The sequence below is a fragment of the Paenibacillus sp. y28 genome (assembly GCF_037137075.1).
Classification (GTDB): Bacteria; Bacillota; Bacilli; order Paenibacillales; family NBRC-103111; genus JBBBNV01.
Window position 1 is genome coordinate 70,281 of sequence record NZ_JBBBNV010000007.1, and the last position, 14,641, is coordinate 84,921.

General features: G+C 49.9%; 15 protein-coding genes. All 15 read right to left on the reverse strand.

Annotated elements, in window-relative coordinates; translation table 11 throughout:
- Window positions 1-91 precede the first annotated feature (91 nt).
- Window positions 92-907 carry a flagellin N-terminal helical domain-containing protein gene (locus tag WBG83_RS08110; protein WP_336744292.1) on the reverse strand — a complete coding sequence of 272 codons (816 nt, stop codon included), beginning with the start codon at window positions 905-907 and terminating at the stop codon, window positions 92-94.
- A 126-nt stretch (window positions 908-1,033) separates the two neighbouring features.
- Window positions 1,034-1,261: a carbon storage regulator CsrA gene (gene csrA / locus WBG83_RS08115; protein ID WP_336744294.1), complete on the reverse strand. Its 228-nt coding sequence runs from the start codon at window positions 1,259-1,261 to the stop codon at window positions 1,034-1,036.
- A gap of 4 nt (window positions 1,262-1,265) precedes the next feature.
- The gene (fliW, locus tag WBG83_RS08120) at window positions 1,266-1,691 is read right to left on the reverse strand and encodes a flagellar assembly protein FliW (RefSeq protein WP_336744296.1); all 426 of its coding nucleotides are present in this window, start codon (window positions 1,689-1,691) and stop codon (window positions 1,266-1,268) included.
- 62 nt (window positions 1,692-1,753) lie between these two features.
- Entirely contained in the window at window positions 1,754-2,320 is a 567-nt protein-coding gene (locus tag WBG83_RS08125; RefSeq protein ID WP_336744298.1) for a DUF6470 family protein, read from the reverse strand.
- Between the two features lie 18 nt (window positions 2,321-2,338).
- The gene (flgL, locus tag WBG83_RS08130; RefSeq protein ID WP_336744300.1) at window positions 2,339-3,235 is read right to left on the reverse strand and encodes a flagellar hook-associated protein FlgL; all 897 of its coding nucleotides are present in this window, start codon (window positions 3,233-3,235) and stop codon (window positions 2,339-2,341) included.
- A 25-nt stretch (window positions 3,236-3,260) separates the two neighbouring features.
- Entirely contained in the window at window positions 3,261-4,835 is a 1,575-nt protein-coding gene (flgK, locus tag WBG83_RS08135) for a flagellar hook-associated protein FlgK (RefSeq protein WP_336744302.1), read from the reverse strand.
- Window positions 4,836-4,863: 28 nt separating this feature from the next.
- Complete coding sequence (locus tag WBG83_RS08140; RefSeq protein WP_336744304.1) at window positions 4,864-5,367, reverse strand: flagellar protein FlgN; 504 nt, start codon at window positions 5,365-5,367, stop codon at window positions 4,864-4,866.
- 19 nt (window positions 5,368-5,386) lie between these two features.
- On the reverse strand, window positions 5,387-5,650 hold the full coding sequence (flgM, locus tag WBG83_RS08145; RefSeq protein WP_336744306.1) for a flagellar biosynthesis anti-sigma factor FlgM: 264 nt from the start codon (window positions 5,648-5,650) through the stop codon (window positions 5,387-5,389).
- 143 nt (window positions 5,651-5,793) lie between these two features.
- A complete protein-coding gene (locus WBG83_RS08150; RefSeq protein ID WP_336744474.1) occupies window positions 5,794-6,210 on the reverse strand; it encodes a TIGR03826 family flagellar region protein in 417 nt (138 codons plus the stop codon).
- 82 nt (window positions 6,211-6,292) lie between these two features.
- Window positions 6,293-6,781 (reverse strand): ComF family protein, encoded by a 489-nt coding sequence (locus WBG83_RS08155; RefSeq protein WP_336744308.1) that lies wholly within the window; start codon window positions 6,779-6,781, stop codon window positions 6,293-6,295.
- Between the two features lie 497 nt (window positions 6,782-7,278).
- On the reverse strand, window positions 7,279-9,141 hold the full coding sequence (locus tag WBG83_RS08160; protein WP_336744310.1) for a DEAD/DEAH box helicase: 1,863 nt from the start codon (window positions 9,139-9,141) through the stop codon (window positions 7,279-7,281).
- A 17-nt stretch (window positions 9,142-9,158) separates the two neighbouring features.
- Window positions 9,159-9,560 (reverse strand): hypothetical protein, encoded by a 402-nt coding sequence (locus tag WBG83_RS08165; protein ID WP_336744312.1) that lies wholly within the window; start codon window positions 9,558-9,560, stop codon window positions 9,159-9,161.
- An 80-nt stretch (window positions 9,561-9,640) separates the two neighbouring features.
- Window positions 9,641-10,360, reverse strand: a complete 720-nt coding sequence (locus WBG83_RS08170) for a response regulator transcription factor (protein WP_336744314.1) — start codon at window positions 10,358-10,360, stop codon at window positions 9,641-9,643.
- A gap of 14 nt (window positions 10,361-10,374) precedes the next feature.
- Window positions 10,375-11,532: a sensor histidine kinase gene (locus WBG83_RS08175; protein WP_336744316.1), complete on the reverse strand. Its 1,158-nt coding sequence runs from the start codon at window positions 11,530-11,532 to the stop codon at window positions 10,375-10,377.
- 96 nt (window positions 11,533-11,628) lie between these two features.
- Window positions 11,629-14,220, reverse strand: coding sequence for a stalk domain-containing protein (locus WBG83_RS08180; protein ID WP_336744318.1), 2,592 nt, complete (start codon window positions 14,218-14,220; stop codon window positions 11,629-11,631).
- Window positions 14,221-14,641 lie beyond the last annotated feature (421 nt).

Consider the following 14,641-nt stretch of genomic DNA (forward strand, 5'->3'; position numbering starts at 1 on the left):
ATAAGGATAGCACATAAATACGCAGTAGAATATTGTACCCGTAAAAAAAGAAGCCCATGGAATAATTCCAATGGGCTTCTTCCGGCTACCATTAACGCAGCAATTGCAGAACGTTTTGTGGAGCTTGGTTTGCTTGAGCCAGCATCGAAGTCGAAGCTTGTTGCAGTACGTTGAACTTGGTGTACGCCATCATTTCGCTTGCCATATCGGTATCACGGATACGCGATTCAGCAGCTTGCAGGTTCTCGGAAGTCGAAGTGATGTTGTTGTAACGGTGCTCCAATTGGTTTTGAGTAGCACCAAGCTCGGAACGAGCATCGTTGACTTGACCGATTGCTGTGTCGATTTTAGCCAATTCAGCTTGTGCAAGCGATTGAGATGTAATAGTGCCAATATCCAAGGTGCTCAGGTCAAAGGACAAATCAACAGTTACCACATCGGCCAAGTTGTCACCAGTTTGAATGGTAACTGTTCCGCCAGTACCTGCTGATCCATCCAACAACGCAATACCGTTGAATTTAGTATTGGCTTGGATGTCTGTGGTAATTGTAGTTTTCAATTTTTGGTACTCTTTGTCCAGAGCAGCCAAGTCAGATGCATTGTATGTACCGTTGGATGCTTGAGTAGCCAGCTCTTTCATGCGAGTCAGCATGTCGGAAACTTCAGTCATTGCACCCTCAGCAGTTTGTACCAGAGACACGCCGTCTTGTGCGTTGCGAGCCGCTTGGTTCAGCGATTTGATTTGTGCGCGCATTTTCTCGGAGATCGAGAGACCTGCTGCATCGTCAGCTGCACGGTTGATGCGGTAACCGGAAGACAGCTTCTCGCTGGATTTGCCTTGTTGTGTGTTGTTGAACACGAGGTTGCGGTGAGCGTTCATTGCGTTAAGATTGTGGTTGATAATCATGTGAATGTTCCTCCCTGAATTTGGATTCGTCCACTTCCATGTGGACCAGGCTTTTTGCCTTACATTACTAATATCGACACGGCGATTCGATTAGTTTAGAGCTTTTTAGCCCTTTTTCAAAAAAATTTATTCCGGCTTAATCAGCTTCTTCAAATCGTTCAGTGTCATCTTCGTTTGAGCCGCCTCTTTGTTGCTCTCCTGAATATTCAAATATACTTCCTTGCGCAGAATGTTAATTTCCGAAGGAGCCTCAATCCCGATTTTGACTTGATCGCCGTCAATTGCCGAGATGACGATTTCAATATTATCGTTTATCATGATGGACTGGCCTTTTTTGCGGGTCAGAATGAGCATCCGACTATTCCTCCCTTATCGCTCTGACATGTCGAAACAGAGGCTCGCGAGTGCCAAGGCTGCCCTGCTTCGGCGGCAACACCAGCTGTCTGCCCTGGCTCGTCTTCAAATTAATCACCAGCGGCGCGAGCAGATTCACGGTGGACTGATCAAACGGCTCCTGCACCGTAACAATCGTTAAAATGACCGCATCCTCATGTGACTCCAGCTTTAGGGCTTCCTTGGCCTGCTCCTCGATTTCAAAGCCGTAATCACTATAGAACAAAAACGGATTGACAACCACAAACCCGACGGCCTCATCCTCCTCGCTTTGCAAATATCCATAAACCCCTTCTTCGTCCACGGTCTGGAACTGAAACCGATCACACCCGCCAAAACCTAGGAGACTTCCATGAAAATAAAATGTTCCCCCATGCAGACTGTTTAACATTGTTTTCCTCCTCAGGAAGCTGAAAAGCTATAGCCCGGGCTATAGCATCTCGTTAGATTTCATTATTTATACCAATCATATTCACTGACCCAAATATCAAGCGAATTCATTTGTTTCATATAAATATCGACCGAGCCCCGGTTGAACGACACCTCGGGCTTGACTGGGGTATATTGAATAGAAGGCTTCACCGGATCAATATTTGTTTGCGGCTTTCCAGGCTCGTACTGAATGTTGACATTATCCACACTGGCTGGTCCGGTATACTGGATTCCGCTTCCGTTCCACACATTGTTGCGGGCAATTTCGGCGAAGGCATTGGCCGGATTCGTAATCTGTGCCGCCCGCTGCCCCTCCTGTGCTTTTTTGGCTAGGGATTGCTTAAAAATCTCCGGCAACTGGCTGTAAATCCGGTTCATCCAGCCCAGATGCCCCCCCTTCCCTAGAGCCGCCCAAGCCGCAGAAGAATCAATACTTAACGTACCCGGATCATACTTAAAATCCATTTTGGCTTGTGGTTGTTCGATGGACAGCTCACCGTCGGGTGAGCTCATATCCACAGAAGCATTCTGAGTTTCCATTCCGATCTGGGCAAACGTTTGCCGCATAGAAAGCCTTTGTAATTGCAAGACCAATCCCCCCCAAGCCTATTTAAGGTAATCGAGAAGGCTCGACTGAATAATTTTGGCACCTACGGATAAGGAAGCCTGGTACACGTTCTGGTCCTGCTGCAGCTTCATGATGGTTTCCGCCATGTCTGCATCTTCCACCTTGCTGTCCAACGCAGTCAGGTTTTCCGTAAGATCCGTCAAACGGCCCTGAATTAGTTCCACCCGGTTTGAGCGCGCACCCAGTTCGGCACGGGAGTTGAGAATTTTGTCATATCTTCCATCCAACTGTTCCATTAAATCGCTGGCTGTTGTTTGAAGCCCGCCTTCAAAAGCATCTTTCAGACCCTTAAGCACTGCAAAAAGGTTGTCTCCGTCAGTGGGTTTCCCTAACACCTCATTACCGGTCAAATTAATCGGAATACTAATGCCGGCGCCAAGCTGGAACTGGGTTTGCTGCGTATCGGTCAGATCAGATGCTGCAGTATCCGACGTATACGGCCGCTGGTCCGTAAGTTGTCCGTTAAAAATATATTTGCCGTTGAATTGGGAGTTGGCCAAGGTCACAGCCTGCTCATAAATTTGTCCCAGCTCCTGTGCGATTGCATCAAGTGCCGTTTGCGGATTGGAGCCGCTCACGCCCTGTACCGTCAATTCCTTAGCACGCTGGATAATTTCGTCGAACTGGCCAAGCACGGTATCTGTATGCTCAAGATAAGAAGCCGCTGCATCGACATTTTTCTGATACTGCGTGTTCATGGACAAGTCGCTGCGATAACGAAGCGCATAGGTGATGCCAACCGGGTCATCGGCTGGCTTATTTAATTTTTTCCCCGTCGCGGCAATGTTCTGATTCTCGCTCAGCCTGTTCGTATTTGCATATAAATTGCTCAAAAGCTGTGTATGAATCATGCCTTGGGTTACACGTATTGCCACTTTGAATCACCCTTTACGAATGAAATTAACGGCCAACTACGCCGGTGCTATTGATTAACTTATCCAGCATCTCGTCTATCGTCGTCATGAATCTGGATGCTGCTCCGTATGCATGCTGATATTTAATCAAGTTGGACATCTCTTCATCAATCGATACCCCGCTGACCGATTGTCTGCTGCTCTCTACTTGCTCCACAATGGCCTGGAGGTTGTCCGCTTGCCGTGAAACTGATTGGCCCTGAACACCCATCTGGCCGACAATGGCCTGGAACAGGTCATCCACTGTCCCATTGGTCAGCGTTGCAGAGCCTCCCGAGGAGCTGCTGAAAGTAAATGAAGACTGCTTCAGCTGGGACATGAGCGCCGCCAATGTATTGTTGCCGCTAACGGAAATTTCCACACCGCCGCTATTCGTCATCGAACGCAAGGAGGTAACCACTTTATTTGCATCGTTTGCAATCACGGTATTCAGCTGAATATTACCTGCTGTAATGCCGGAGCCATCCGTAGAGGTGAAAAAGTCCAGCCCGCTGATTGCCGGTGTGTCTAACGAATACCCCAGCTTATTCAAGCCGTTAACACCATTGACAGTGACCTTCAAATCATCCGCTAATGTACGATCCAAGACCGTCCCGGAATACGGAATCCCGTTCAGGGTAGTGCCTGAAGGAATAACCGAGCCTGAAGGAATTGTAATTTCCACCTCACCGTTGGCGAGCGAATTCGCCAGGGCGTCCAGCTGATTCTGATAATCGCTCACATAGACATCTCTGGCATACATCATGCCATATACTTCTCCGCCCTGCAAAGTACCCGCAGCGAACAAGCCCTCCAGCGCAGTGGAAGAGGTGGCTGTGAACGTACTGCCTGTTACCAGGTTCGTCCCCCCGACATTGATGGTATAGCCCTGATCGGCTTCCGTTACATCAATATTCACTATTTTAGAGAGCTGATCTGTCAGAAGATCCCGCTGATCGCGCAAATCATTGGCTTTATTACCGAGCCCTTCAATCCGGTAAATCTGCTCATTCAAGGTTGCGAGCTGAGATGACAGAGTATTAATTTGAGTTGTCTTGGCCTCAATATTTTGCGTCAAATCGCTATGTAAATCACTTAGCTGCCTGCTGGTGGTATTAAACGCATCGGCAAGGGATTTAGCGCTTTCTTGTACTACCTTGCGCCCGGATATATTTTCAGGATCTTTACTTAAATCCGTCCAGGCTGTCCAGAATTTATCCAGCACCGCCCGAATTCCAGTATCCGAAGGCTCATTCATAATGGATTGGAGCTTTTCCAGCGTATCACTCTGGATCGTATAATTGCCGAGCTGATAATTTGCATTACGGAATTGGGCGTCCAGAAAATCTTCCCGAATCCGGGTAATGCTCTGCGGCTCAACGCTTTGCCCAATCTGCCCCGGAGTTGTTGTAATCGACATCCCGGGGTACTCCATCGGACGCGCCGCAACCATGTTTACAGTTTGCCTTGAGTAGCCCTCGGTATTAGCATTACTTATGTTGTGTCCGGTCGTAGTAATGGCTAATTGCTGCGTAAATAAGGAGCGCTTGGCAATTTCGATCCCCATAAATGTTGACGGCATTTGATTGGCCTCCTAGCCATAGTTAAATTTATCCTCGCGTATCAAACAAACCTGAACGGGCAGCACCCAAACTTTTTTGGTGCGGATTGTGATAGATAACTTCATTCTCTTCAAACGGACCCTTCAGGAGATCCACCGAGAAATTAATGTAATCCAGCGAATGCTGAATCAGCTGCTGGTTCAACTCGTTGGCTTCACGCAATGTATGAATAGAAGACATCAGCCGTCTGCCAGACTCAAGCAGCATTTCTTTGTCCTCCGGGTTAAAAATAATTTTGGCCAAATCGCTAATAGCCACTTTTAGGCTCGCCCTGTAGCCTTTAGAGAGCAATACCTTGGCAATCGTTTCGTTCCTCTGCCCTTCCAATTCTCCAATCCGCTTCAGCAGCGCGCTCTCTTGCTTGGTTATTCTCGATAACGTGTCCAGGCGTTTATCAATAATGGCCTGCTTTTTCTCAGCCGCCAGCTCGATTAGAGTAATATGCACATCATTAATGGCGCCCATTGTATTCAGTAAGGATTGGAAAGGCATCGCTCGTTCACCTCAAGGTTTATTTCTTTACATACGGATAAAGCTTATCCGCCAACAGCCGCGCATTAACATCATATGTGCCTGATGCGACCGATTTTTTGAGCTCTGCTATTTTATCAGAGGATGCGGAATATTGTGTGTTAAGCAGCTCTTTAGCCTCATCAGATATCTCGATGTAATCCTTTTTCTTCCCCAGCTTTCCCGAACCGGCCGCGTTCTGGGATTCTTGGCTTTTACTATACTTGTTCACCGCGCCGATTGAATTCATGCCATTGATTTTCATTTCTTGTCACCTCAGACTTTCCCATAATCAGTTCACCGAATATGCGTTATTTCTTTTATCGGTGAGGATACCTTAAAAGTTAAGATGCCGTGTATTTTATATGTCAGATTAGTGTGCTGCTGTGCTGCTGAAAATAGAGCGACTTATTTGTCCCGCTCCAGCCGATCCCGGATTTGGAATGCGGTCCGATGCTTTTCCGCCTCATTCGCATGCTTGCGGTTTTCGTCCTCATGCATATTTCTGACATCCTTGACCAGCTTGCCCCGGCAGCTTTCGCAAATATTCCCATCCCGAATTTGGGTTCCGCACATCTCACAGGGATAAGTCATATTCGGAGCATTAGCGATAGAAATGCGTCCCTCCCGGATAAACCGGGTAATCTGGCTAAAAGCGACCCCCGTGCCTGCACTGAGCTCTTGAAGTGTGCAAGAACGGTTTTCCCGCAAATATTTTAAGCATTTCTCGTATTCCACTTCGATGTCCTTAATACATTGGGGACACATACCGTAGCTGTTTTTAATATAAATTTTCCCGCACCGGGTGCAGTTTGCAACGTTCATAGCCATGAGGTATCCTCCTTAAACGACTTCCTCGTAGTTATTATTTATATCGGCATTGCATTCAAAAAATTGAAGAAAGCGCCTACCTCGCCCATGTTATTCCGTACACATCAGCCGGCAACCGCTCCGTTATTTGTTTAGCGCAGGAATTCAATGTGCTTCCTGTCGTATATACATCATCCACGACGATAATATGTAACCGCCGCTCTAAATGTTTATTGGCGATCCGCTTCCATTCGTCCTCACGGAGCCGGAATGCGCTGCGCATATCAGCCAGTCTTTCCGACCGGGACTTGTAGCTTTGTTTTCCGGTATGCCGCGTGCGCTCCAAAAGACTGACCACTGGAGCACCGCAGTATCGGGACACCTCCCGCGCCATCCGTTCCGCCTGGTTAAAGCCCCTCTCAGACAGACGCTCCGGACTAAGGGGCACATAAGTGACATAATCGACCTGATGCCGCCCCGCCGCACTCCCTACCAATTGGCTGCAGGCATAGCGAACCATTTGCGCCAGTACCTGCTCCTTGCGCTCATCCCCGCGGTATTTATAAAGTGCGAGCAGCTGCTTCATGCTCTCCGTATACTGCACGGCACTGCGGCTGCGAATAAAATAAGTTTGCGCGCGGCGTATACAATCCGTACAAGCCTCGCCTCGGCCACAAATCTGACAGCATGCTTCCGAAATCCAAGGCATACCCTCGTTACACTGCCGGCATACTCCGGTTAACGGCTTCGCCGCGCCCTTAAGCATTCGATTACAAATGGCGCACGACTCAGGCCGCGGGGCAAAGAGCTGCCGTCCGCCAACTACCGCTTTTTTTGTCCATTCGTGTGCCCATTGCTTAAACAGCCCGATCCCTCCTGTAAGAGCCCGAAAACGAGCCTGCCGTCCTTCTTATACAGAACAAGAACATCGCTCATACAGGCTGAAAAATGAATATGCCGCACTGAAGCCCGAAGCTCCAAGCCACAGCGCAGGGTTGCTTGCAACATGATGCCGGCCAGCTCCAACGCGCGAAGGCGGCAGCGCATGATAGTAGTCAAAACCACTTCACTCGCGGGCCCGGGTCACCCTTGCTTTCGCAAATACCCCCGTCGTTGTGCAATCCGGTTCATGGCGTTAATCTGACGCACCGCCCCTGTCTGCGGGTTGGTTTTATATGGCGAAGCGAAAATAACTTGTCCCGCGGGATCATCCATTGAACGGCCTGCCCGTCCAGCCATCTGAACCAGGGAAGCTTCATCAAATAACGATGAATCCGCATCCAAAATAAAAACATCCGATTTGGGAACAGTGACTCCCCGCTCCAAAATCGTCGTTGTGACCAATATACGCGTTCCCCGGTTACGGAAATCGATAACCTTCTCGCCGCGCTGTTTATCGTGGGAATACGTGCCCTCAATCGGCACCCCGGGAAGCAAGTCCCGCAGCAGCGACACGAAGGGGTCAACAAGCGCAATTCTGGAAACAAAAATAAACAGCTGGGCCTCCCTCGAAACCGATGCCGCGATATACTGCATCAGGACAGCCGGTATTTTGCGGGACAGCAGCATCTTCCTTACAGGAGGTATTCGTACGATCCTGGGCACAGGAAGAGGATGCCGGTGAAACCGGACCGGAACCTTCACATGCGGCAGCTTGCCCCGAGCAGCCGCAGCCTCAAGCGGCTTGGGCGGTGTAGCTGACAGCAAAATGGTTTTCCCCTCCGGCTTGCGGGCCTTCTCTGCCGCGTATGCTAGCATCGGATTGTTGTGATAAGGAAATGCATCCAATTCATCAATAATAACCAGGTCAAAATACCGCCAGAACCGCAGCAGCTGATGCGTGGTAGCCAGTACGATTCGGCCCTGCTGCCACCGCTGCTCGCTTCCGCCATACAGCGTTACAATCGATTCTGCCGGGAAGGCTTTGGCCAGCCTCGGCTGCAGCTCCAGTACCACATCGCGTCGCGGTGTGGCGAGCAGCACCCGTCCGCCCCGTTCTATTGCTTCTTCCACGAGCGGATAAATCATCTCCGTTTTCCCCGCCCCTGTAACGGCCCAGATGAGGAACCGGCCTCCGTTATGCTCGGTCGCTTTCAGAAACGCCAGCCCGCTTTGGACTGCAGCCGTCTGGGGCTCACTCAGGCCCCATTTTTGAAGACGCTGCGCTGTATGGCAATCGGCAGCCACAGCATGTTTATCATCGGTGCAGATGATCCCCCGAGTGCTTAGCCCATGGATAAGCAATGAACAAAAGCGGTTTCGGCCCAGATGGAGACACTCCTCGCAATAAGGGCAGCTCCCCCCGCAAGCAGGACACGCCGTCAGCACCATCCGCTCCGAACCGCTGCCGCAGCGCAAGCAGCTTAACTCGACAACCTTTCTGAACAACGGAGGTCTCCGGCGCCAAGCCACCCGCATTCCGGCCTCAACAGCAAGCTGCCCCTCCACCCAGGCCGCCTGCAAATAGCTGGCCCAGTGTGCGGCTGAATGCTCTAGTCCTTCCTGCTCCATAAGAAACAGCAGCTCCGGCTGCAGCAAAGCCTTGCCCTGGATTTTGTCCAACAGCTTCAAATACTCGGCAGGCCTCAGCTCAGGAAGCCTATAATCGCCTCTACACTGCTCCAGTGTAAGCTCCATGATATCAAGGCTTACCGGACCGGCGGCGGCATCGAAGCCTACGGCAGCCCATACATCCCGAATCTGTCTCGTTATTTCCTCCTTCGTCACTCTAACCTGCAGTTGGTTTAAATGCCTACTCCACAGAACAGCTTGTCCCAGCGAAACCTGGGGCTCCAGCAGCCAAAGCAGGGTTGTTCCCTCCAGGCTCTGAAGTCTCAGATGCACATCCACTCGCATATCCAGGGAAACATACCATGTCCAGCACAAACCGTCCTGACACACCCCGTACAAGGCAGCCTTCAATAGCTCCTCCCTTCCCCATTCCACGTTGTAAGCGCTTCCCGTTATAGTGCGGTAATTTGTTTCAAATCCTTCATCCCGTTCATGTGTACCACTACGCAGCTCATTCCGCATTCAGCAAGCAGCTGGTCCAGCGCATCCCCCGTATTGCTCAATGGAATAATCTCCATCATCCCCTCGCGGTAGGCACGCATTTTGCCGGCAATTTCAAGTGTCTGGTCCACAGAGCCTTCGTCGGCAATTGTGATCCGTATAGCTTCCCCGCGCAGCCATGTAAAAAACAGGACCATACGCAGCATCCACTCCACCTGCAGTTCATTGTTTTTAGTGATAAATACATAATGAACCGGATCTGCCTCCGGCTCCTTGTGCATCACAAGAATCCAATGAACAAGCAGCACGCTTGTGCCATAAATACCGAGGATCCACAACATTCCGATAAGCATCGCGGCACCCTCCCCCCGTAGAAACGTCTTGGGATCAGTATATGCCGCAAACTTATCTAAGGTGTCATTGGAATATGTAATTAAAGGGTGACCCATCCATTCTTTATTGCAATAATAACAGCTTGTGTGCGGTCATCGACTTCCATTTTTTGCAAAATGCTGCTGACGTGGTTTTTGACCGTCTTTTCACTAATGAACAAAATCTCACCGATGGATTTATTGCTTTTGCCTTCCGCCATCAGCCGCAGCACCTCTACTTCTCTGCGAGTCAGCGGGCTGTTGGAGTTATGCGAGAACCGTAGACGCTCTTCCTTCGCTTCTGCTCCGCCTTCAAGCCCCACCATGTCAAAATACTTCATCCGGCGCAGCTGATTGACCAGCTTGCCTGTCACCTTCGGATGAATGTAAGCATGCCCGGCTACAACCGAACGAATCGCATTGATAAGGGACTCTGCTTCCATATCCTTGAGCAAGTACCCGGAGGCGCCTTTGCGAAGCGTTTCAAACACATAGCTTTCATCATCATGAATAGAAAGAATAATGACCTTAATGTCCGGGAAAAAATCCTTCAGCTTCTGCGTAGCCACTACGCCGTTCTCGACCGGCATATTGATGTCCATAATGACAACGTCCGGCTGCAGAGTATTGCACAGCTCCAAAGCCTGTATGCCGTCACCGCACTCGCCGACAACCTCAAGATCCTTCTCCATATTAATGATACGCTTTACGCCCTCACGCAGCAGCTGATGGTCATCAGCAATCAAAATTCTGACTTTGTTTTGTTCTGTTGTAAATCCCATATCCCAGCTCCTCCCTACGTCTGTCCTTTCGCTTCCTCACGCTCAGCACCAAACGGGATTACAATCGTTATACGTGTACCCGCATGCGGCTGAGAGTAAATTTCCATGGTGCCTTCCAACAGCTCGATTCGCTCGCGCATGCCCATTAATCCGAAGTGATTGCCGTCAGATTCCACACGATCCACCGCAAAACCGATTCCGTTATCTGTAACGACAATTTTAGCGCGCCGCTTCAAATAAGCCAGCTCGACAGATACAAAGGATGCCTCTGCGTGCTTGTACACATTGGAGAACGCCTCCTGAACAAGACGGAAGACAGCAACCTCCATCGCGGAAGGCAGCCTCTCTTCTCGTCCCATCAGTTCAAAGTGCGTGCGAATTTTGGTTCGTTCCTCATAATCCTGAATAAACTTGCGCAGCGTCGGTACAAGCCCCAGGTCATCGAGCGCCATCGGACGGAGGTTGAAAATAATTTTTCGGACCTCCTCCAGCCCGCTCCGTACTTGCTGCTTCAGCTCCGAAAGCTCCATTCGAACAGCTTCAAACTCCTGCTTGACGATCATTCTTTCGGCAATTTCTGCACGGACGACCACATGGGCAAGGGATTGCGCCATGCCATCATGAATCTCACGGGCAATCCGCTTGCGCTCTTCCTCCTGGGCCAAAATAATTTTGAATCCCAGCATTTGACGGTTTTTGGCGGATTCCAAAATACGCGTCACCTGATTCAAATCACCGGATAAATATTCAAGCACCAAATTCATTTGAATAACAAGCGCTTCGGCCCGCTCAATTGTTTTGTCCAAATTTTTGAGCCGTTTTTGCAAGTCGTCGCGTCTGGATCGCAAATGAATTTCCTTCTCTTTAAATATCGACAATTGCAGTTGAATATTTGTAGCCGCTTCATAGGCAACACGAATATCTTCCTCTTTAAAACGGTGAAAATCACGACTAACCTCGGTCAGCTTGACCCGGGCCCGGCGGTAGTCCATCTCCAGCTTATCCACCAGCTCAATGGTCTGGTTCGTTTCCTCAATGACATGCTGCAGCTCCCTGTTAAGAGCTTCCCACTCCGAACGGGCGCTTTCACAAATTTCAAAAATTTGATATTTACTCGTTTCCATGACGTTAATGGCGTTTTTTATAACCTTGTCGATCGCATCAATCTCCAAATGGACCAAGGCTCCTTTATGTGCTAATTATACTTTATTATTCATAGTATCACAATTTGGGCACATGAATGGAGTCTTTTTGCTAGTAATTTCCAATTATTGGAGAGTGATAGAATAGGTACTGGCGTCCCATCCGACCTGCCAGCCCATTTTCTCCGCAATCATGCGCAGCGGCACCATGGTGCGCTCATTCATAATAAGAGGAGCTACCTCAGCGGTCGTTCTTTTTCCGTCTGCCACCAAGTCCTTCTGACCGACCCACAGCTCGACAAAATGCGTTCCGCGCAAAATACTCACTTTCCGTTCCTGCTCATCCCAGGCCAGTTGGCCTCCAAGCGCTTCTGTAATAAAGCGGATAGGCACCATCGTATTGTCCTGAACAATAACCGGCGCTTGGTCCAGTACTACCTGTTTGCCGTCAGCGGTCAATTCCTTGCGGTCAATCGCAAGCTTAACAAGCGGCTTCACGCCTTGGTCCGCTGTTTGCTGATACTGAATGGAGAGATTATCTACGGCCACCATCCCGACCTGCTTCCGTTCATTTTGCTCATTCAGCGGGCTGGCGATATAAAGCCGCTTTAATGTGACCGGATACTGCATCCCGTAAGATGAGAAATCCACCGTGATGTCCTTCCAGCCGGTCCAGTCGATTGGCCGTGCAATATCAACCAAAAACGATTTTTTCGTGGCATCCGTCAGCTCGGCCCGAAACCAGTTATTACTACTGTCTCCATATAAACGCAGCTTCATGGATAGCGGCTGCCCGTTCAGCTCAATACCTTGACCGTTCAACTGGATTGAGGCATTTTTGGTCCCGGCTGCGCGGCTCATGTCATAGTTCAACACGGCTGCCTTTCCGGATGATGATCCTGTATCTCCAGGCACTGCGGTGATTTGGGCTGTACCTTGTATATCGGCATCCAGCGGCAAACTGCTGAAGGAAACCGGTAAGCTTGTAGCATCAAAATCGGCCAGCAGCTTCTCCATTGTCACCGGAGTAGTCACAATCGTGCTGAACCCGTCTACCCGGGCAATCCATACCTCTTTCTCTCCGCTCTTTCGTTTCTCCCACTGTATGGATTCCGGCGCAAGAACACGCTCGTCTCCTTGCGTCGTGGTCACCTTCAGCAGGGGCTTGTTCGTGTCTGTAATTTCACCGGATAACGTGGATACCTCCAGCTTCGATATATCCTCTCTGCCCAAGATTTGGACCTCCATTGAGCCCTGTGCTGTCCCGTTTTGGAACGTTACCTGTGTTGTCCCCTTCTGTTTAGCCGTCAAAATATTGCCGTCTATGCTGCCTATCGGACTAGACATGGTCCATTGTCCGGTTACCTTTTTCGGGTCGAGCGGATTGTAGTACTCGTCGTACGCTTTTTTCGGAGTCAGAGTTACTTTTTCATTAACGAAATAGGTTTGCTTCTGAGGCAGCTCCACCCATTGCACTTCTTTGCCCTCCGGTGCCGTGGAATAAACCGCTACCCCGTTTACGACACGCCGTGACTCCTGATTGCTTACCCATTGTGTCGCGAACTCGCCTAACGGGCGTACCGCCATTTCCGTCGATCCGCCGCCATCCAGATTCATCCCTTTCCAGGTATCCAGCTTTATCATCAGCTGCTGCAGCTCGGCCAAGGTCACCCCGGTGCTGGTCGAATTTTTATCAACTGTAATTACATATACATACCGCTCATCCTTCGTATACCCGATCGCCGTCCTAGCCACTGCTGAACCCCCGGAAATCTCGCTCGTATTTCGGGAAAATTCGGCAGGCTGCCCTTGATCCACAAGAATGGTATGCCCGCCAATCATGGTATTAAATGTACTGACATCATACTTATCGGCGTTATCGAGCGCAAACACACGATAATCTGCAATGAGCTTGTCGCCTTCCTTCATATGCGCCCGCACGAACTCATCGGCTTTCCCCGCGGCCCGGAGAATGTAACCGTCTTTGGGAGCAATCATATCGATAATATCGCCTGGAGCTACCTTCACGATAACACCGTTTTGGACAAGCACTTCTGTGGGATAGCTGACCCCATCGTTAGAACGATCCACCTGACCCCACTTATCCGTGTACATAAACAAACCGTCTTTATGTGTGTGCGTGCCATCCGGCTCCGTCCAGTAGTACGTTTTGTTGATACCACCCAGCGGGAACGTTGCTCCATCCGCCGTCTTGACTGTTCCCTCGTACGAGAACAAATCAATGACCGGTTTATTCTCTTTCGTAAGCCCAAAGCTGTAAAACCCGTTCAAGCCCACCGAAGGCGTTGCGGTCAGCTTTCCATCTATCACCTGGGGCCCCATGGGTACGCCCTCGGCCTGCATATTGTAGAAATCCCCATTCGTTGCGGCGACAGCGCCGTTCTCATTGGCCATCCCGAGTGCTGTCTGCCTTTTGGTGTATTGCTGCCCTGTACCGGCAATTGTGTCCAGCTTCACTAAGGGATTCTGAAGGTCCACCTGTATGACGTGAGCTTGGACCTGAACCGGCTTCTTATTGCGTTCAAACGACCAGCTGTAATCCTTCAAAATCGCGCCCGAGGTAATCGGCGTTTCTTTGATCAATGTCATCGACGAAGCCGCCGCGGTCGCGGCATAGCCTGTCTGGGGCACCCATACGACGGTTCCTGCCTGAACGATTAATGTGCTTATTGCAACTGCTGCCATCCACTTCTTCATCCTGTTGATATAACTCCTCTCCAAATCCATAAATCTAGTTCTAGCAATCTCTTACATGAGGCTACTATTATAGACTCTGGAACCTAGAGAAAAGTTACGTTACAATTTGTTAACAACGCGATATCAGCCAGATAGTCGGCCTGACTGCGCCTGCCATGTGGTCAACTGAACGCCGTCCTGCAGCGAAACACCGCGAGCCGGGAGCTGCCCGCGGTGCGAAAAAAAGCTCAGGCACAATTCTTGTGCCTGCAAACCAAAATGAACCTCCAACACCACTTCACTTTCGTGGCGTCAGAGGTTCATCTTATTTAGACTCCATTATCAATGGCTTTGCTTGAGACGGCGCATATGTTCTATGAAAGACTGCTCACAGACACAAGCTCCGTCAGCCTGTACTGCCTCCTTGCCGCGTACAGCTCAG

Bases quoted from the DNA above. Each gene is read 5' to 3' on its own strand.
- WBG83_RS08110 (WP_336744292.1), bottom strand. From the start codon at position 907: ATGATTATCAACCACAATCTTAACGCAATGAACGCTCACCGCAACCTC.
- WBG83_RS08165 (WP_336744312.1), bottom strand. From the start codon at position 9,560: ATGCTTATCGGAATGTTGTGGATCCTCGGTATTTATGGCACAAGCGTG.
- fliW (WP_336744296.1), bottom strand. From the start codon at position 1,691: ATGTTAAACAGTCTGCATGGGGGAACATTTTATTTTCATGGAAGTCTC.
- csrA (WP_336744294.1), bottom strand. From the start codon at position 1,261: ATGCTCATTCTGACCCGCAAAAAAGGCCAGTCCATCATGATAAACGAT.
- WBG83_RS08155 (WP_336744308.1), bottom strand. From the start codon at position 6,781: ATGAAGCAGCTGCTCGCACTTTATAAATACCGCGGGGATGAGCGCAAG.
- WBG83_RS08180 (WP_336744318.1), bottom strand. From the start codon at position 14,220: ATGAAGAAGTGGATGGCAGCAGTTGCAATAAGCACATTAATCGTTCAG.
- WBG83_RS08150 (WP_336744474.1), bottom strand. From the start codon at position 6,210: ATGAACGTTGCAAACTGCACCCGGTGCGGGAAAATTTATATTAAAAAC.
- WBG83_RS08140 (WP_336744304.1), bottom strand. From the start codon at position 5,367: ATGCCTTTCCAATCCTTACTGAATACAATGGGCGCCATTAATGATGTG.
- flgK (WP_336744302.1), bottom strand. From the start codon at position 4,835: ATGCCGTCAACATTTATGGGGATCGAAATTGCCAAGCGCTCCTTATTT.
- WBG83_RS08170 (WP_336744314.1), bottom strand. From the start codon at position 10,360: ATGGGATTTACAACAGAACAAAACAAAGTCAGAATTTTGATTGCTGAT.
- flgM (WP_336744306.1), bottom strand. From the start codon at position 5,650: ATGAAAATCAATGGCATGAATTCAATCGGCGCGGTGAACAAGTATAGT.